The sequence below is a fragment of the Saccharolobus solfataricus genome (genome assembly GCF_900079115.1).
GTDB classification, from domain to species: Archaea; Thermoproteota; Thermoprotei_A; order Sulfolobales; family Sulfolobaceae; genus Saccharolobus; species Saccharolobus solfataricus.
The window spans coordinates 2,064,790-2,082,116 of the sequence record NZ_LT549890.1; the positions used below are offsets into that span (position 1 = coordinate 2,064,790).

The following is a 17,327-nucleotide window of genomic DNA, read 5'->3' on the forward strand; positions in this document are numbered from 1 at the left end:
AGAGGTGTGAATGTTTAGTAAGAATGGCTAACGAAGGATACGAGATACTAACATTTTAAATTAAAAATAGATCTAAGCCCCTTAGCTCTCCAACTAGTATTGGTTCTTCTTTTGTTATCCATTTTCTTGCCTTGACTTCTCTAAGAGCCTCTACCACTTCAACCCAATTCTCTATTTCTGGAATCTCATAAACTACGACGAACTCATAATCACCTACTCCAAAAGAGTAAGTAGTATATGATCTAATTCCCTTGTTCTTTGGATGAGTTCGAGCAGTTTCAATATGTTCTTTCATGATTTTTTCCCTTTCTTCAAAAGGTAGAAGATACCATTCTACGTCTTTTTTCATGGGATATGCTACAAAATACCTTAAAGGCTCTAATGAGAGGACCTTATTAATGTCAAAATTTCCTCTTGTATATGGAGACGACCTATATACGGAAAACAAGGATAGTGATTCATAACCTAAATCCCTTATTTTAGAAAGTAAAGTATATTTAAATTCTAACAATTTCGATGTATCGGAGGAAGTTACCCAATAAATAATATCACTATCATTCCTAAGAGATATGTATCTTTTTAGTGAAATTAGATTATTCCTAAACTGTGATTCTACAGATTCTATCTCATTTATTGCGCTTCTTCTTTCCTCTCTACTACTACTCCACCATCTATTTGTAAGCTTTATCGAGGAAATATAAAAGTATGCTAAACTATTTTGGCTCATTATCCTCTAAGTCTTGAATAATGTCATTATACAATATTAATACTTCTTCCAAATTTGCCAAATAAGCTATGAAGTTGTTGGATAAATTCTGTCTAACATATTCGTCAAGTAAATCTAATCCATCCGCTGTAGGACCATTTATTATTCTTTCAACATACTCTTCAAATTTTTTCTTTGAATCAGCAAGTATTATAAAAGCAATAGGTATGATACTTAATATATCCTTGGATGTGAAATTGACGTCCTTTACTACATCAGAGCTAACTCCGCTATAGTGAATAGAACTTAATCCATGTTTCTTAGTTACTTTACTTTCGACCTTATTTTTTAACTTATCTATAGATAAAGGTAGGTAAGAAATAGGAGACGGATTGCCAATAATAACATCTACTCCAATATTATTGGAAATTCTATCCAAGTACATTATTGCCCTAAGCAATCTGGCTAATTTGTGTTTTTTAACCGAGCTAGGCTTCTTTCCTACGTTAAACCCTATAAGGTATTTGAAGATACATCCCGCGTAAATAGTTTTACCATTTTGTATAGGATTTTCAGCTGGTAATAGATTATATTCTACAAACTCCCTATAAATCAAAGTATATTCCTCCTCGTTTATCAAAGACTTTAAGTAGTCTTCGAAGTTCTCTATGTTTTCTCTCCTCGATTCAACAACTTGGCCCAACTCGTTGTATTTCTTAATTATCGGAGGATTATACGACATGTCAATAAATATTTGAAGAATAGGAAAGGAATCTTCACTCCTTAATACAGTGGCTGCGTAAGCATTGTTAGGAAATCTAACAACACCCACTATTACTCTAGAATTGACATCGCTAGATAACGCTACATGTTTTGAAGAAGCTAAGGCTAATCTTTCCATATCAAACCATTCTTTACTTAATCGTAGAGTCTCTGAATTAGTATCAATATTTCCGTAATTGTAAACTATTGAATCTACCTTTAATTCCTCCGCTACTTCCTCTATTACGTCCTTAATGAGAGAATCTATTTGGGGAATTGGTGGTAAAATATAGTGCTCCTCAGTCTTATATATATGGACGCCATTATCTTGTAGTTTTATTAACATTATCTCCTTTCTATTACCCTTGTCGTCAATTAGAGAGCATAGAATCTCTGGTTTTTCAGGGTTTGAGTATACTTCTAATAGTCCCACTATCCCATCCTACTTAAATTTGTTAATACAGATACTTTTATTAGGATTATGGTAGAAAAACCTTTTCCATGTCTAATAACAATAGTTCATCCACCACCAGCTAATTCTCCTTATTCCTTAGGTAAGTTTTACTCCAAACCTCATTATAATAACGTTATCATTCGAAAACAGTTCTCCCATCATATAGAGATATGTTTAGTTCAAAACTTCTCCATACCTTAAAAGGTCTCCTGCATAAGTTCTATGTGATAGGATTAAGAGTGTCATATATATCCGTTTAAATCTAAATTTAAGGCATTAGCCAGCTATAACTTGATCTGGATTACGAATATCTAAAATAAGTGATAAATAAAGATAAATCAGTAGAGTCATTGATATAATCGATGTTAGAAGAGTCGAAGAATGCTTTAAGGGTATTTATAACTGGTAACCCCGGTGTTGGGAAAACTACAATATTACTCTTTTTAATTAATAAATTAAGTGAGAATAATTACAAAGTTGCTGGATTTTATTGCCCAGAGGTGAGAGAGAATGGAAGAAGAATAGGTTTTAGAATAGTAGATATAACTACCAATGAAGGAGACTGGTTGGCTAAAGAAAACGCGCCTGGAAGAGTGAAAATAGGGAAATATACAGTTTTAGAAGATAGTGCTAAAAGAATAACTGAGATTACATTGTCTAACATTAATAAGGCAGATGTTTTAGCAATAGACGAAATTGGGCCAATGGAGTTAAAAATACCTACAATAAAGAAATTAATTGAGACTATTCTAAATAATCAAAAACCTTTGATTGCAGTGTTACATAGGACACAAAAACCCATGGGAGGAAGAATCTACGTAATTACCGTTGAAAATAGGGATTCGATAAAGTACGAGATTTTGAATTACATATTAAGTAGCCTAGATTAACTTCTTCTATGGCCTTTTCTAAATTCTCTTCATTCAGATGGTATTATACGTTAAATATTTGCTCAACAAATATTCTCATAATGGTAATGCATGAATATATCAGAAAATCACTCACAATAGATTGTGAAGCTGTTACTAACTATATTGTGGAAAGGATAAGGGAGTATCTTGAATTTAGCAATAAGAAAGGAGGAGTAATAGGGGTAAGCGGGGGAGTGGATTCAGCGGTAACTGCAACGCTTCTTGCTAAAGCTACTGATAATTTCTTCATACTTCTCATGCCTTCCTCTTCAACGCCAAAGATAGATTTGGATGATTCATTCGAAATGATAAAATTCCTTAATGCACAAAATAAATACAAATTAATTAATATAGATGAAATTGTGAAGTCATTTTCAAATAAAATAGAAACAGAAAATAAATATATAATAGGCAACATAAAAGCTAGAGTTAGAATGATAATACTTTACGCTTATGCGCAAATGTTAGATTACTTGGTGGTAGGAACTGGAGACAAGAGTGAGCTACTATTAGGATACTTCACAAAGTATGGGGATGGAGGTGTTGATGTTTTACCAATAGGTGATTTGTACAAGACACAGGTTAGAATGCTAGGAAAATGTTTAGGGTTACCGGAAAGAATAGTCACAAAACCAAGTTCCCCAGCCTTATGGGAAGGACAAACAGCAGAAGGAGAATTAGGAATTGACTATGAAACAATAGATTCAATACTATATTTAAGATTCGATGAAATGAGAAGCGAAGACGAGATAGTGAAAATGTTGGGAATTCCTATAGATATTGTTAAAAAAGTTGATAGACTAGTTAAAATCTCTCAACACAAGAGGCTACCCCCAGAGATCTTTAGGTTAAGTGGAAGGGCAATAAACTCAGACTGGAGGTTCCCTAGAAGATGGGCATAAAAGTGGAATTAGCCCAAATAAGATCTTATCCCGGGGACGTCTATAGGAACTACAAGAAACATTTAGAAATAATAGAGAGCAGTAGCGCAGATTGTGTAATCTTTCCAGAACTGTCCTTAACTGGTTACATTATAAAGGACTTAACATATGAAATATACAAAGACGCAGAGGAGGCTACACAGAAAATAGCAGAGAAAGTTAACAAGTGTGTGGTGTTTGGAACAATAAGGCAAGTTAGGAAAGGAATATTAAGAAACTCAGCAGCAGTTATCATTAACGGGAAATTGGATTACATATATAAGTTTTATCTTCCAACATATGGATTATTTGAGGAGAGGAGATATTTCCAAAGAGGAGATCCACTGAAAGATCTGAAAATTTTTGAGTACAAAGACTTAAAATTTGGAGTAGTAATTTGTGAGGATGCTTGGCATCCGGAACCAATAGAGGCGTTATCGCTTATGGGAGCTGACGCAATTTTCATACCCTCAGCCTCACCAATGCGAAAACTAAGAGAAAACTTGGCAATAGAAGAGAGTTGGGACTCGCTTTTGAAAGCTCATTCATTAATGAATACTGTATGGACTGTTTTCACAAATGTTGTAGGTAGTCAAGAGGAGGAGTACTTTTGGGGAGGATCTAGAGTAGTTTCGCCATTAGGAGATGTAAAACTTAAACTAAAACTATTTTATGAGGATAGGGGAACTATAGAGATCACTGAAAATGAATTGCTTAGAGCTCGGTTCTTTAGTAGTTATAGGGATCATATAAGGGAGTTCCATTCAATTCTTGATAAACTATAACTTTTATAACTCTACATACGATATACATAATTGAATATGATTTCTCAAAGGTTTAATCTCAATCTCTTACTTTTACTTATAATTATAATTCTGCTCATCATAGCCATTTTCTATCCAGTGGCTCTTATTCCTGCAGCCCTAGTGGGCGCGTTTATAGACGGCTATCCTTTTGCAAGAATTTTTATACCGATACCATTATTAATATTATTTCTTTTAGGTCTTCATAACGATTTTTACCCATTTGGCACACTAGCAATGATATTATTATTACTTCTTTTATTTATTAGAAGTATTACCAAGAATGGAAACTTTAAATTTTAAATTTATAAACTACTTCTGCACTATTTTATATATGGACAATTTAATAAAGGCGCTACTGATACTAAATCTAATCTTATCACTCACCCTGTCAGAACTATTTGTAATTCCTCTCGTTCTACTCACAGCTAAATTCATTTTATCTAGTGCAAAAAGAGATTAGAACACTTGTTCTAAGGCGTAGGGTTTTATCACCTTCTACAATTTTTAATATATGCTACTAAGATTAGATGAGATCTTCCAAAATAAGGGATGGGATACGAGAAAAAAGATATTAAATGAATTGGAAGAGAAACCACAAACTGCTTATGAATTATCGAAAAAATTGGGATTAAATTACTCTACTGTAAAATACCATTTAGAAATTTTAGAGAAATTCGGATTAGTAAATATTAATAGAGATAAAAATAAATGTTTCTATACTGTGACAAAGAATTATAAAATAGTTGAAAAGTATTTAGAGGAGGAAATAAGAAAAAGATAACTGAGAAAAGTTTGAACGGCAGTTCAATATTTTTCATAGTATTATATCTAATATTTTTAATTATAGGCAAGATAAAATATGTAAAAGAAGCCGAGAGAATCGTAGACATCGTAGTTATACTTCTAATATTGACAATCTCATATTGGGCAGGAGAAGAGATCACGAGCAATCAAGTCTTTAGCCTAGTTATAAGTTCACTAATACTGAGCATATTTTCAATAATTATCACATATTTTTCTGGAGTCGCAATAAGATCTTTTAATAATAGCACAAAACTCCTAGTAAAAACTAATAAAGAAAAAGTACCTAATAGAAGCAATAGACAGACGATAATAAAGTATATGTTACCTTTCATATCAGGATGGATCTTTGGATTATTGTTTCATATAAATGATAATATTGTCATAAACTTAGTAGATTACGAATTGTATGCTTTGGCCTCAGTGCTAGGCTATACGATGGGAAAGGACGTTAATCGTAAGGTAATTCTAAATAGTAGTAAGGATTCTTTAATCTCATTATTCATAACAATTCTTGGAGATATCATACTAGCACTAGTTATTTACATGTTACACATAGCTAACCTTACCATTTCATTTGCTATTGCGTTGGCCAGTGGATGGTATAGTTACGTTGGACCGTTAGTAGCAGTAAGCTCTAATCCCTATTTGGGTACTCTAGCCTTTCTAATAAATTTCCTTAGAGAACAACTAACTTATGTTTTAGTACCTTTTCTTCTTAGAGTGAAATTTGAACCTAGATCTGCAGTAGCTGTAGGAGGTGCGACAGCAATGGATACTACACTTCCACTCTATGTAGAAGTTTTGGGAAAAGAGTATGCTCTATCCGCAATGATTACAGGTGTAATATTAACGCTTATAATACCAATTATTTTACCTCTAATAATCTAAATCTTACCTATTTTTATCAGCAAAATTACTGCAACAATTATTACAATAAGGAGAACAATCAACGGTAAATAACTATATATTGTTGGGGATGGTGATTCATTTTCAGAATTTATCTGGAATATATATATATGTACGTTTTTACTAGTACCGTTTGCTTGATAAAGTATATTGTTGTGATAAATTAGGTTTAATACTATTTCACTCCTATTTAATTTTAAAAATCCCTTATATACAGATATATTTGTGTTATTTTCCATTTTACTTAGGATAAGAGTATAATTTCCAATAAGGCTCGCATTTATAAGTAATGCTGGTGGAAATAGGGAATAGTTAGAGATTGTGAAGACCTTATTATAAATTATACTTCCATTAGAATTATAGATTGTAAAATTATAGGTTAAAGGAGATATTGATAATATAGTATAATTATATACATATAGATATAAAGTATTATTATAAATTATCTGAACGTTATAGGAAAAAGATTGGTGAGGAGAAAGAGGTATTGAAATTAATAATATAAGAAATATAAATGCTAATTGATAAACCATACATTAATAACTCTCTTTTAACTTTATAAAATCTATGAGCGACGAGTGGATTAAAATCTTTGAATCTGATTTTTACGTTCGTGAGATGATAAAAGTATGGGATGAGGGAGAAAAGTGGGCTAATTGGATAGATGAAGTTGTGAGTAAATACAAGTTAGAAAAGAAGGTTCTAGATATACCTTGTGGAATTGGTAGAGTTTCGTATTTTCTTGCAAATAGGGGTTATAAGGTTACTGGAATAGATATTTCTGAAAGAATGATATCAATGGCAAGATCCAATATTCAAAACGGAAAATTTATAGTAGGCGATATGAGAAAAATAAAGGAAATAATTGGTAATGAAAAGTACGACCTTGTGATAAATATTTACAACAGTTTAGGGTACTATTCCGAAGAAGATGATCTAAAGATCTTAGAATCCTTACGAGATAGTACAAGGAAAATAGTGGTTATTAATTTAGATAATAGAGACTATATAATATATAATAGACCTAATGAATATTATACTTATATACCGCCGTATTTAGTATACTCTAAAGTCGAATTTGAACAAGAAACTTCAAGGTTGAAAATTTATAGAAAATATTACCTAAATGATAAAGAAGTAGGAGAGATGATTTACGAGCAAAGACTATATAGCATCCACGAAATCTTAGCTCTACTCAAAAAGGCGGGACTACAACCAATAGAAGTCCTATCAGGATATTCTTGGAAGAAATTCAGCATAATGGATCCAGAAATGACGATAATAGCTACACCAGCTTAACCGCTTAGCTTCCTCGGCAAAATAACAGCACTATATTTTTAAAAACGGTTCTCATGTAATTTAACTTCCCTATGACAATTCGTAGTATATTCTGTCCTAGAATATATAATCCTATTATGATAGATTTTTAGTTATGCCTAGTTAATCTATTGAATATTTTTCCACGAAACTACTATTATCTTTATTTCGATAATTCCAAAGTGTACAATTTAGGTTTGTGATGCCGTTTTCTTTGTGGTTGAGATTAGACTCTCCTATATGCTCACTTAGTCAGCGTATCCAAATGACTTTACGTTTTCGTTTAAATTCAGTACGGAAGTTATTAATTGTTTTATATTCTCACTCATTTTTTTATATAATAGACTCTAAAATACTATAACTTATACTTTTAAAATAAGCTTATATCCCAGTAACTCTATATATTATGTGAGTAAAAATGAGGAGAACACTTAAAGCAGCTATCTTGGGATCCACAGGATTAGTTGGAATAGAATATGTCAGAATGTTAGCTAATCATCCATACATTAAAGTAGGGTATCTAGCTGGAAAAGGTTCAGTAGGTAAACCTTATGGAGAAGTCGTGAGATGGCAAACTATAGGTCAAGTTCCAACTGAAATAGCCGACATGGAAGTTAAACCGACTGATCCGAAATTAATGGATGATGTAGATATTGTATTTTCACCCTTACCTCAAGGTGCTGCAGGTCCAGTAGAGGAGGAATTCGCTAAACATGGATTCCCGGTAATCAGCAATTCTCCAGATCATAGATTTGATCCCGACGTACCCTTGCTAATTCCGGAAGTAAATCCACATACAATATCACTTATTGATAAGCAGAGAGAAAGACGTGACTGGAGGGGTTTTATAGTTACAACACCATTATGCACTGCCCAAGGGGCTGCAATTCCATTAGCACCAATATATATGAACTTTAAAATAGATAGTAGCTTGATAACAACTATTCAATCGTTATCTGGTGCCGGTTATCCTGGAATACCTTCGCTTGATGTGATAGATAATGTATTGCCTTTAGGTGACAATTACGATAATAAGACTGTTAAGGAGATTAGCAGGATTTTAAGCGAGACGAAAAGGATGGTTGATGATGATGATAATAACCTATCATTAGGTGCAACAACTCATAGGGTAGCAACTATTCATGGCCACTATGAGGTAATTTATATCACATTTAAAGAAGATGTCACTGTAGAAAAGATTGGAGAGACTTTAGATTCGTTTAGAGGAGAACCACAAAACCTAAAACTACCTACGGCACCAGACAAACCTATACTTTTGATTAATCAAGATGCGAGACCTCAAGTATATTTTGACAGATGGGCAGGGAATCCACCCGGTATGAGCGTAGTAGTTGGGAGATTAGGCCAAATAAATAGGAGAACTATTAGGTTAGTATCAGTGATCCATAACACTGTAAGAGGAGCTGCTGGAGGAGGGATATTAGCAACTGAACTGTTAATTGAGAAAGGATATATTGATAAAAGGTAACTCTTTTTTACTATCCTTTCTTATTCTACACTATGAATTTTATTACATTTGCTGAGAAGTTAGGAATTGATCGGGAAGCTGCGATAAAAGTTTATAGATTGTTTAATGGTGGTTACTTTGAAAGTTTATACTATTCTAAACCTCCTATTCTCCATAAACTTAGGGAATGGCCTAGGAAATATTTGACAAAAAAACTGATATTAATAAAAAATTTTCAATTAAATCAAGCATTTGAAGCCCTAATATGGGCAGATATCATAGCAATCTATGGAATGTCTTCAAAATTAATCGATAGGCCTCTTAAATATGGCATTTTGGAGAAAAATATAGAGTACATATATGAGGAAATCAAAAAGTATTCTCTTTCCAATAATTTTACTGACTATCCTACAACCTTAAGTCTGGATTTTATTAAGGTGGATTTTTCACCATTCATAAAGGACTTAACTAATAAAAGAATGGAGGAGATGAAAGCTAACGATTCAGAAATAATAAATGATATTGCATATGATAGCAAATTGATGGAAGAAATAAAAATTAAATATCCTTGGGCAAAGAACGTCAAAAGGGAGAACGCTGTAAGGGCTTTTCAATTATCTGAAAGAGTAAACGAATTCGTAGAGTATATTATACCATTCATTTACTATTTGGCAGCATCGAAGACCCTTCATTTTGATTACACTCTTCTAAGTAATACTATTTCAGATACAATAAAACTTGTCGAAGAAGAAGGAAGTAGAGCAATAAAAGAGCAAGAAATGAGTAGTGAATACCAAAGAAAAGTTAGAGAACTTTACCAACTTATTATTACTACTCTTAACTACTTTTAGGTTTATATACTATTTCGGCATAAAGATAACACGTGACAACAAGAGGAAAAGAACAGCAGAAAAAAAAGAAAAGATATACTGAAAGTATTGCTGCATTTAAAAAAGAATTAAAAGCACTAAGCTTTGAACCAATTTATGGGGAGTCCATAAAGGATATAATAGCGAGATTAACGGTGAAAATAGAAGATATTGCAAACCAGTACAAGTATACAGTGGAATTTCCTGAGAAAGCTGAAATTGAGGCTGAAGGAGACATTTACTATTTCATATATCCTATAACTCTGAAGACAAAGACTGGAAGAAAAAAAATCTATCTTCATGTCCAATACCTTATGTATGATCAGAACCAATGGGCCGGAATGATAACTGGAGTTAAATAAACTTCTTTCTTCTCTTTATCAAGATCAATGCAATAATAGTTATAATATCTAGTACGATTCCTATAGTCAAAATTGAACCACTGTCTAAACTCGGGTAACTAGACTTAGCATGATTATTACCAATCGTTGTGATGTAGTTTACATTATTGCCTACAGTACTATTTATTTTTATTATTTCTGAATTGACTAGACTTACATTTTGCACCTTAGAATTGATTAAGGTAACTGTACCGTTTTCAACAATCAAGTTACGTATTATACTATTAATAAAAGTAGCATTATGCCCAACTACTATAGCTTTATCTATGAACTCATTAAAGGCTATAGTGCCATTGAATACGCTCACATATACATAAGGTAAGACAACAAATTGACTAGAAGGTGATATAGGATTTATGGATAAAGTATTAACGTCAAGAGTGGCAGGGAAATTCGTAGGAATTCCATCCGCAGATATACCCTCCACATAAACATCCCAATAGCCAGATATACCATAGGTAGAATAGCCTAAGGAATTAGTAGAAGATCCGCTTGGAATTTCCAATTGACCAATCCAACTTCCGTTGATGTACGTTAAGGGAACACTGTATTGCAACTGTAAGTTATCGAACTGGCTGGAGAGATAGGAGGGAACAATAATAGCGGAAAATGAACCGTATTTAACCTCAGTGCCATTAGGATAAGTAATATTTGCTATAACGTATATTTGTTGATTTTGATACACAATACTATTATTAGGTATTATTCTAACCTTAACGTTAAGTGAGTATGGAGACACGTAAATTTGAGTTAAACCTACGCCCTCTGCAGTAAAGTTAGAAGCGTTGTAAATTGCCTTAGTAACAACATAGTAGTATCCTGGCTTCAATTTTGGCAAGGTAATTTGAGTTATATATAATAAAGTATTCTGATAAGTAATTGCATTAACGGGTATAGAGTAAACCTTATTTCCCGAGATATTATAGAAAGTTACAGTAACGTTAGGAGATCCTATTGCTAAGGCTTCAGCGAGTATTGTAACGTTTTGACCAGGGGATAGTACCACTGGGTTTGTAAAGACTGGAGGATAGACCGCATCAAGAATATATATGCCACTAACGAATTCGTCAAAGCCAAACACGTTCGGTATTTTAATAAAATAGACTCCACTTATGATATTGCTTGGCAACTGATAGACCCCGGTGAGGTAGCTAGATTCAATTTGGATACCTAAAATGGAAAGGTTTATTAATGAGGTTCTTTGCAATTGAACGCTAGAAATAATTGACATTTTATTATTCATCTGATCATATTTATATATCAAAGCTGTAAGATTTGAAGGATTCCTCACTAGAGAACCATTGGGATAAATAAGTTGAACAACTATAGGAACGGGTTCAGGCTCTGGGAATAATGCAATAGGCGGAAAAATGAATTGAGCTTGATAACCAATAGTAACGTAAGTAGAACCTTCTAAATTACCCGCTTTTACTATTACTTCCTCTATACCGCTTCCTTCTGCAACAAATTCACCAACCCAATAAGTTCCATTAAACGACAATGAGAACTGCTGAACAACAGAGCTACCATTATACACGATTCCAATTACACTTGAAGGTCTTATTCCGGTAATATTAGCGACTACTTTTACGACTTGCCCATCTAAATATGTAATATTATTAACCCCCACAGAAATACTTGAAGAGTGTATTACTTTAGGTAATAGTTGATATAAATATCCGGCATTTATTGATCCTAAACCAGTTACAGGATTCAATTCTGACGAATTAACGTAATAAGGTGTATTATATCCGAAACCTATGGGAGATAATGCACTTGTGTTTCTTAGCTCATAAAGAAAAGGATTTACAAATCCTAGCTTACCGTAGCTTTGAGTCATTAGGTCAATAATCCCACTAACTATTGGTGTAGCTAATGATGTGCCGCCCACTAAGTAAGTTTGATTGTAGTAATACAAGATAAAAGCACCAGTATATGGATTAGCGTCAGCTACAACATCTGGGACCACTCTAAAACCATTACTATCTTGATACCAAGGAGCGGGAAATAATGTACTATATCCACCGGTAGACGCTCCTAGCACGCTTTCACCGCTCCACGCTGTTTCCATAGTCTTATTCCCACCTATGTAGACAGATGAACCGCCTACTGCTAAGACGTAAGGTATAGAAGCTGGAAATATTACGGAACCTTGAGGAGCTAAGAAGTAATTGTATCCATTTCCGCCTGCGTCACCAGAAGCAGCAGCGAAACTAATCCCCTCAACCTCACCTAGCCAATATTCATACATTAGCGAATTGACATATGAAAGAGGAATTAGACCTAAATCTACATATAGTTCGGGGATACCAAAACTTTGCGATACTACGTTTACTTCATCTTGTTGAACTATATATGCTATAATTGCAGGAAGAGGGATATTTGGATTGGCTACGTATAAAACAATTCCAGCATCAGGAGCTATAACATGAGCATACTCAACATCTAAAGAGATTTCCATTGCCCAACCTGTTGAAATACCATTATTAGGATTGTAAGCTCCTATGGGGACAATTTTAAAGAATGGAGGATTTGGAATATTATACTGTTTGTCAAATTCTTGTAATTGTTGCTGTATGTAGGGATTACCGTAGAAATCCAATATGCCTATAGCGGTGCCTTTTCCAGTTATGTTATGGGCGTGTAACCAGCTAATATTATAAGCATAGAGTAATTGACTAGGCTTTAATGCATTATATGCGACAGCTTGTGTAACGTTATAGAGTGTTGTGGGCTTATTTAGAATTAGTGAAGTAATATTAGTACCTATTACGATGGCGTTAGGAATTACTGGAGAACCAAAAAATTCAAAGAACCTCTTTCCGTTGAGTTCATAAACGTAGAACTTCCCATTTAATGCTTTCTCTAGCTGTGAAACAGTTCCACTAGCCAATATTACATTCATATAACTGGTTGCGGATATATTTGATTGCCTTAACTGAGATAACGTTTTTGATATTTCCTCTGTTGGAATGAAAAGCTTTTCCACTTGAGTCTGATTTAATATTACATGTTCTTGAACATATTGTTGTAAAAGAGTTAGATTACTCGGTGGAAAAACTATAGCCACCGTTAAGTAATAGTTTGGAGATAATGTTGTGATTGACTGGTTGTTTATATTCGTAATAGTCAATGGTAATACAATGTCACTTAAAGCTAAAATCAGCAAGAATATACTCCATGTCATTAAACCAAAAATAGTTTCTGAGAGTATATAGTTTTTCCCAATATCTGAGCTTCCAATGCTATTTAACTCCCCAGTTAAATAAGGAGAGCGATCACGCGAAAATGGTTTTTAAGGAAGCTTGAAAACTTTTAATTAGAGAACATAATAATCACTAGACTTTAGTGCTAAAAAGGTTAGCAATGATTTTAAATTTATACATAGTAGAGTTAGAGTTTGATGCAAAAGATACCAGAAGATGGAGAAGTAATTAAATTTGAAAATGGGAAATGGATTGTACCAAAAAAGCCAATAATTCTGTATGTTGAAGGGGATGGAATAGGGCATGAAATAACACATGCTGCTATGAAGGTTATAAACAAAGCAGTGGAAAAAGCTTATGGATCTGATAGAGAAATTAAGTGGGTAGAAGTTCTAGCAGGAGATAAGGCAGAAAAGCTAACCGGAAATAGATTTCCTAAAGAGTCAGAGGAATTGATAGAGAAGTATAGAGTCTTATTAAAAGGTCCCCTAGAAACACCAATAGGCAAAGGCTGGAAATCCATCAATGTAGCAATTAGATTAATGTTGGATCTTTATGCAAATATAAGACCAGTAAAATACATTCCAGGTATAGAAAGTCCAATTAAGAACGCAGATAAGATTGACCTTATAATATTTAGGGAAAATACTGATGATTTGTACAGAGGAATAGAGTATCCTTATGACAGTGAACAAGCAAAGAAAATTAGAGATTTTCTAAGAAAGGAGCTAGGAGTGGAAGTGGAAGATGATACTGGAATTGGTATAAAACTTATCAGTAGATTTAAGACGCAAAGGATTGCGAGAATGGCTATAAAATACGCTATAGACCATAAACGAAAGAAAGTTACAATAATGCATAAAGGTAATGTGATGAAATATACCGAAGGAGCATTTAGAGAATGGTCATATGAAGTTGCAACAAAAGAATTTAGAGATTATATAGTTACTGAGGAAGAGGTAACAAAGAATTATAATGGAGTACCTCCTTCTGGGAAGGTCATAATAAATGATAGGATAGCTGATAACATGTTCCAACAGATAATTATCAGACCAGACGAGTACGATATAATATTAGCACCTAACGTAAATGGGGATTACATATCGGATGCTGCGGGCGCACTGGTAGGAAATATTGGTATGTTAGGCGGTGCAAATATAGGAGATACTGGAGGTATGTTCGAGGCAATACATGGTACCGCACCTAAGTATGCTGGTAAGAATGTTGCAAACCCCACTGGAATAATAAAAGGTGGTGAGTTAATGTTAAGATTTATGGGATGGGATAAGGCTGCTGAGTTAATAGATTCTGCAATCATGGAATCTATAAGACAGAAGAAGGTTACTCAGGATTTAGCTAGATTTATGGGTGTAAGAGCCTTATCAACTACTGAATATACTGACGAGCTAATTGCGATAATCGATACACTATCATAAATTTTACAGTAAATTTCCTACGTTTCTATAACACTTTCGTACCCTAATCTCTCAATACAATTGTCTCTGTGTAAATTTCCTACGTTTCATCTGAAAATCTAGCTATTAGAGCTTGGTTTAATTATACAAACTCAATATTTTTCTTTTTTCCTTCCTTTAATGTTTCAGATGAAATTAAGAGAGTGTCTCTTTAAAAACGATAATACTTTATACAAACGTACTACTTTTGGCGGTATATAGGGTATTTTTAAGGATGAAATCACAGGAAATTTACTGCATAACTGGGGAGTTAAATTTTTCCGATAATTATAATATTTCAGAAAAAAGAATTTAAAGTCCAATATTTGCTTCACTATGGTTACATTACCTTGTAATAAGGAAAAACTATTTTTAGATTCTAGACTTTTAAGTTTCTAACAATTATGAAAAGATTAATAAGTTAATTCTTGAAGGTAGGTTTGTGGCAATGGTTATTAGACGTACGTTTATAAAGTCTACCTTAGCAGTGTCCTTTTCAATATCGTATTTACTATACCTTATTGCTAGGGCATCTTTTGGATCGGGTAAACTAGCCTTTGTTATAGCATTGTTACAATTGTATCCTTACTTTCTAATTGAGTACTTGCCTACAGGGCAAGTTATTTCATTGTTCTTCCAATCTCTTTTATTGCTTCTTTTTGCGATTTTCGTTTTATTGATTACATATATCTTATTTTCATTCTATAAATTATACAAAATGATTAAAACCTCAGTTTTGAAGTAATATTGATTTAACCTGTGGTCTAGATATTACCAACAAAGTCATAGGAAACAGGTTTAACAGCAGAAACATTAGAAGTGCATGTGATAAGGGAAACATTGAAAGGTGGTAAGGGTGAAGTTATAAAAAACCCTAAGGTCTTTATCGATCCGTTATCTGTATTTAAGGAGATTCCGTTTAGAGAGGATATATTAAGGGATGCCGCAATTGCTATTAGGTATTTCGTTAAGAATGAGGTCAAGTTTTCGAACTTATTCCTTGGATTAACCGGTACCGGAAAAACTTTCGTGAGCAAATATATCTTTAATGAAATTGAGGAGGTGAAGAAAGAGGACGAGGAATATAAGGATGTAAAACAAGCTTATGTTAATTGCAGAGAGGTTGGTGGAACACCACAAGCTGTATTATCCTCTTTAGCTGGGAAACTAACTGGTTTTTCAGTACCAAAGCATGGTATTAATTTAGGTGAGTATATTGATAAGATAAAGAATGGCACAAGGAATATAAGAGCAATTATATATCTTGACGAGGTTGACACGTTAGTGAAGAGAAGAGGGGGAGATATAGTTCTTTATCAGCTGCTTAGATCAGATGCAAATATATCTGTTATAATGATTAGTAATGACATTAATGTTCGTGATTATATGGAGCCCAGAGTTTTATCATCTTTAGGGCCTTCGGTAATCTTTAAACCTTACGATGCAGAGCAACTGAAATTTATTCTTTCGAAGTATGCTGAATATGGCCTAATAAAAGGTACCTATGATGACGAAATATTGAGCTATATTGCAGCTATTTCTGCTAAAGAGCACGGTGATGCAAGGAAAGCAGTAAATTTGCTTTTCAGGGCAGCTCAGCTAGCTTCAGGTGGGGGTATTATTAGGAAGGAGCACGTAGATAAGGCCATTGTGGATTATGAACAAGAGAGGCTTATAGAGGCCGTCAAAGCTCTTCCTTTTCACTATAAATTGGCTTTAAGAAGTCTGATAGAGTCAGAAGATGTAATGTCTGCTCATAAAATGTATACAGATCTTTGTAATAAATTCAAGCAAAAACCCTTATCGTATAGGAGGTTTTCAGATATCATATCAGAATTGGACATGTTTGGGATAGTCAAGATAAGGATAATTAATAGGGGTAGAGCCGGTGGAGTTAAGAAATATGCATTGGTGGAAGATAAGGAGAAGGTATTAAGAGCGCTTAATGAGACTTTTGAAGATAGTATTAGTATTGGTGATTTTGATGATGTGGGAGAAAATTAAGAGGTTAGAAGAGAGATTGTATGAACTAAGAAAGGAAATTGAGGAAGTCGAAAAAGAGTTAGAAGGATATCCAAGTGGACATCTAGAAGTTAAGACAATTAATGGAAATGTCTACTACTACTTAAGGTATTGGGAAGATGGTAAATTAAGAAGCAAATATGTTGGCAAGTTTGCTAATGAGATCAAGGAAAAACTTTCTAAGGGTGAGCAGTTAAGGAGGAGACTAACTCAGTTAAAAGAGGAAGAAAAAAAGTTATCCATTATTATAAACAAAATAGAAAAAATTATTACCGATTACTAAACTTATCTTCATATTTACGTTTGATCATAAGATAGTCT

At 33.5% G+C, this 17,327-nt stretch carries 18 protein-coding genes; 14 read left to right on the plus strand and 4 right to left on the minus strand.

The window, feature by feature from the left end; translation table 11 throughout:
• Positions 1-55 precede the first annotated feature (55 nt).
• Both SSOP1_RS10985 and SSOP1_RS10990 read right to left on the minus strand, forming a co-directional pair.
• Positions 56-727 (minus strand): chlorite dismutase family protein, encoded by a 672-nt coding sequence (locus SSOP1_RS10985; RefSeq protein ID WP_009992137.1) that lies wholly within the window; start codon positions 725-727, stop codon positions 56-58.
• Positions 714-1,901 (minus strand): hypothetical protein, encoded by a 1,188-nt coding sequence (locus SSOP1_RS10990; protein ID WP_009992136.1) that lies wholly within the window; start codon positions 1,899-1,901, stop codon positions 714-716. The genes SSOP1_RS10985 and SSOP1_RS10990 overlap by 14 nt, the downstream gene beginning before the upstream one ends.
• Positions 1,902-2,284: 383 nt before the next feature.
• Here SSOP1_RS10990 and SSOP1_RS10995 point away from each other — a divergent pair, with 383 nt between their 5' ends.
• The 6 genes from SSOP1_RS10995 (at position 2,285) to SSOP1_RS11025 (ending at position 6,251) form a co-directional block, all read left to right on the plus strand.
• Complete coding sequence (locus tag SSOP1_RS10995; protein ID WP_009992133.1) at positions 2,285-2,812, plus strand: NTPase; 528 nt, start codon at positions 2,285-2,287, stop codon at positions 2,810-2,812.
• Between the two features lie 8 nt (positions 2,813-2,820).
• Positions 2,821-3,735, plus strand: coding sequence for an NAD+ synthase (locus SSOP1_RS11000; RefSeq protein ID WP_009992131.1), 915 nt, complete (start codon positions 2,821-2,823; stop codon positions 3,733-3,735).
• Positions 3,726-4,538, plus strand: coding sequence for a nitrilase-related carbon-nitrogen hydrolase (locus SSOP1_RS11005; protein WP_009992130.1), 813 nt, complete (start codon positions 3,726-3,728; stop codon positions 4,536-4,538). Before SSOP1_RS11000 ends, SSOP1_RS11005 begins: the two co-directional genes overlap by 10 nt.
• A 30-nt stretch (positions 4,539-4,568) precedes the next feature.
• The gene (locus SSOP1_RS11010; RefSeq protein WP_029552602.1) at positions 4,569-4,859 is read left to right on the plus strand and encodes a hypothetical protein; all 291 of its coding nucleotides are present in this window, start codon (positions 4,569-4,571) and stop codon (positions 4,857-4,859) included.
• 211 nt (positions 4,860-5,070) lie between these two features.
• Positions 5,071-5,340: an ArsR/SmtB family transcription factor gene (locus tag SSOP1_RS11020; protein WP_009992127.1), complete on the plus strand. Its 270-nt coding sequence runs from the start codon at positions 5,071-5,073 to the stop codon at positions 5,338-5,340.
• 11 nt (positions 5,341-5,351) lie between these two features.
• Positions 5,352-6,251 (plus strand): LysO family transporter, encoded by a 900-nt coding sequence (locus SSOP1_RS11025; protein WP_009992126.1) that lies wholly within the window; start codon positions 5,352-5,354, stop codon positions 6,249-6,251.
• Here SSOP1_RS11025 and SSOP1_RS11030 read toward each other — a convergent pair.
• Positions 6,248-6,802 (minus strand): hypothetical protein, encoded by a 555-nt coding sequence (locus tag SSOP1_RS11030; protein WP_009992125.1) that lies wholly within the window; start codon positions 6,800-6,802, stop codon positions 6,248-6,250. The two genes, SSOP1_RS11025 and SSOP1_RS11030, sit on opposite strands and share 4 nt — an antisense overlap.
• Positions 6,803-6,836: 34 nt before the next feature.
• Between SSOP1_RS11030 and SSOP1_RS11035 the strand changes: the two genes are divergently transcribed.
• The 4 genes from SSOP1_RS11035 to SSOP1_RS11050 all read left to right on the plus strand — a co-directional run bounded on the left by SSOP1_RS11035 (position 6,837) and on the right by SSOP1_RS11050 (position 10,285).
• Positions 6,837-7,568 carry a class I SAM-dependent methyltransferase gene (locus SSOP1_RS11035; protein WP_009992124.1) on the plus strand — a complete coding sequence of 244 codons (732 nt, stop codon included), beginning with the start codon at positions 6,837-6,839 and terminating at the stop codon, positions 7,566-7,568.
• Between the two features lie 436 nt (positions 7,569-8,004).
• On the plus strand, positions 8,005-9,075 hold the full coding sequence (gene asd, locus SSOP1_RS11040; RefSeq protein WP_009992122.1) for an aspartate-semialdehyde dehydrogenase: 1,071 nt from the start codon (positions 8,005-8,007) through the stop codon (positions 9,073-9,075).
• Positions 9,076-9,107: 32 nt separating this feature from the next.
• Positions 9,108-9,905 carry a hypothetical protein gene (locus tag SSOP1_RS11045; protein WP_009992120.1) on the plus strand — a complete coding sequence of 266 codons (798 nt, stop codon included), beginning with the start codon at positions 9,108-9,110 and terminating at the stop codon, positions 9,903-9,905.
• Between the two features lie 32 nt (positions 9,906-9,937).
• Positions 9,938-10,285 carry a hypothetical protein gene (locus tag SSOP1_RS11050; protein WP_009992119.1) on the plus strand — a complete coding sequence of 116 codons (348 nt, stop codon included), beginning with the start codon at positions 9,938-9,940 and terminating at the stop codon, positions 10,283-10,285.
• On the opposite strand, the gene SSOP1_RS11055 is transcribed toward SSOP1_RS11050, so the two are convergent.
• The gene (locus tag SSOP1_RS11055; RefSeq protein ID WP_009992117.1) at positions 10,278-13,511 is read right to left on the minus strand and encodes a S53 family peptidase; all 3,234 of its coding nucleotides are present in this window, start codon (positions 13,509-13,511) and stop codon (positions 10,278-10,280) included. The two genes, SSOP1_RS11050 and SSOP1_RS11055, sit on opposite strands and share 8 nt — an antisense overlap.
• Before the next feature lie 216 nt (positions 13,512-13,727).
• Here SSOP1_RS11055 and SSOP1_RS11060 point away from each other — a divergent pair, with 216 nt between their 5' ends.
• The 4 genes from SSOP1_RS11060 to SSOP1_RS11070 all read left to right on the plus strand — a co-directional run bounded on the left by SSOP1_RS11060 (position 13,728) and on the right by SSOP1_RS11070 (position 17,289).
• Entirely contained in the window at positions 13,728-14,966 is a 1,239-nt protein-coding gene (locus SSOP1_RS11060) for an NADP-dependent isocitrate dehydrogenase (RefSeq protein WP_009992116.1), read from the plus strand.
• 466 nt (positions 14,967-15,432) lie between these two features.
• Positions 15,433-15,729, plus strand: a complete 297-nt coding sequence (locus SSOP1_RS16590) for a hypothetical protein (RefSeq protein WP_014511383.1) — start codon at positions 15,433-15,435, stop codon at positions 15,727-15,729.
• Between the two features lie 74 nt (positions 15,730-15,803).
• A complete protein-coding gene (locus SSOP1_RS11065) occupies positions 15,804-16,988 on the plus strand; it encodes a Cdc6/Cdc18 family protein (RefSeq protein WP_009992115.1) in 1,185 nt (394 codons plus the stop codon).
• Positions 16,969-17,289: a DUF6788 family protein gene (locus SSOP1_RS11070; protein WP_029552600.1), complete on the plus strand. Its 321-nt coding sequence runs from the start codon at positions 16,969-16,971 to the stop codon at positions 17,287-17,289. Before SSOP1_RS11065 ends, SSOP1_RS11070 begins: the two co-directional genes overlap by 20 nt.
• Positions 17,290-17,327 lie beyond the last annotated feature (38 nt).

Excerpts from the sequence above, each read along its gene's own strand:
- SSOP1_RS11045 (WP_009992120.1), top strand. The coding sequence starts at position 9,108 with ATGAATTTTATTACATTTGCTGAGAAGTTAGGAATTGATCGGGAAGCT.
- SSOP1_RS11060 (WP_009992116.1), top strand. The coding sequence starts at position 13,728 with ATGCAAAAGATACCAGAAGATGGAGAAGTAATTAAATTTGAAAATGGG.
- SSOP1_RS11055 (WP_009992117.1), bottom strand. The coding sequence starts at position 13,511 with ATGACATGGAGTATATTCTTGCTGATTTTAGCTTTAAGTGACATTGTA.
- asd (WP_009992122.1), top strand. The coding sequence starts at position 8,005 with ATGAGGAGAACACTTAAAGCAGCTATCTTGGGATCCACAGGATTAGTT.
- SSOP1_RS10995 (WP_009992133.1), top strand. The coding sequence starts at position 2,285 with ATGTTAGAAGAGTCGAAGAATGCTTTAAGGGTATTTATAACTGGTAAC.
- SSOP1_RS10985 (WP_009992137.1), bottom strand. The coding sequence starts at position 727 with ATGAGCCAAAATAGTTTAGCATACTTTTATATTTCCTCGATAAAGCTT.
- SSOP1_RS11030 (WP_009992125.1), bottom strand. The coding sequence starts at position 6,802 with ATGGTTTATCAATTAGCATTTATATTTCTTATATTATTAATTTCAATA.
- SSOP1_RS11000 (WP_009992131.1), top strand. The coding sequence starts at position 2,821 with ATGGCCTTTTCTAAATTCTCTTCATTCAGATGGTATTATACGTTAAAT.
- SSOP1_RS11035 (WP_009992124.1), top strand. The coding sequence starts at position 6,837 with ATGAGCGACGAGTGGATTAAAATCTTTGAATCTGATTTTTACGTTCGT.
- SSOP1_RS11005 (WP_009992130.1), top strand. The coding sequence starts at position 3,726 with ATGGGCATAAAAGTGGAATTAGCCCAAATAAGATCTTATCCCGGGGAC.
- SSOP1_RS11070 (WP_029552600.1), top strand. The coding sequence starts at position 16,969 with ATGATGTGGGAGAAAATTAAGAGGTTAGAAGAGAGATTGTATGAACTA.
- SSOP1_RS11020 (WP_009992127.1), top strand. The coding sequence starts at position 5,071 with ATGCTACTAAGATTAGATGAGATCTTCCAAAATAAGGGATGGGATACG.
- SSOP1_RS16590 (WP_014511383.1), top strand. The coding sequence starts at position 15,433 with ATGGTTATTAGACGTACGTTTATAAAGTCTACCTTAGCAGTGTCCTTT.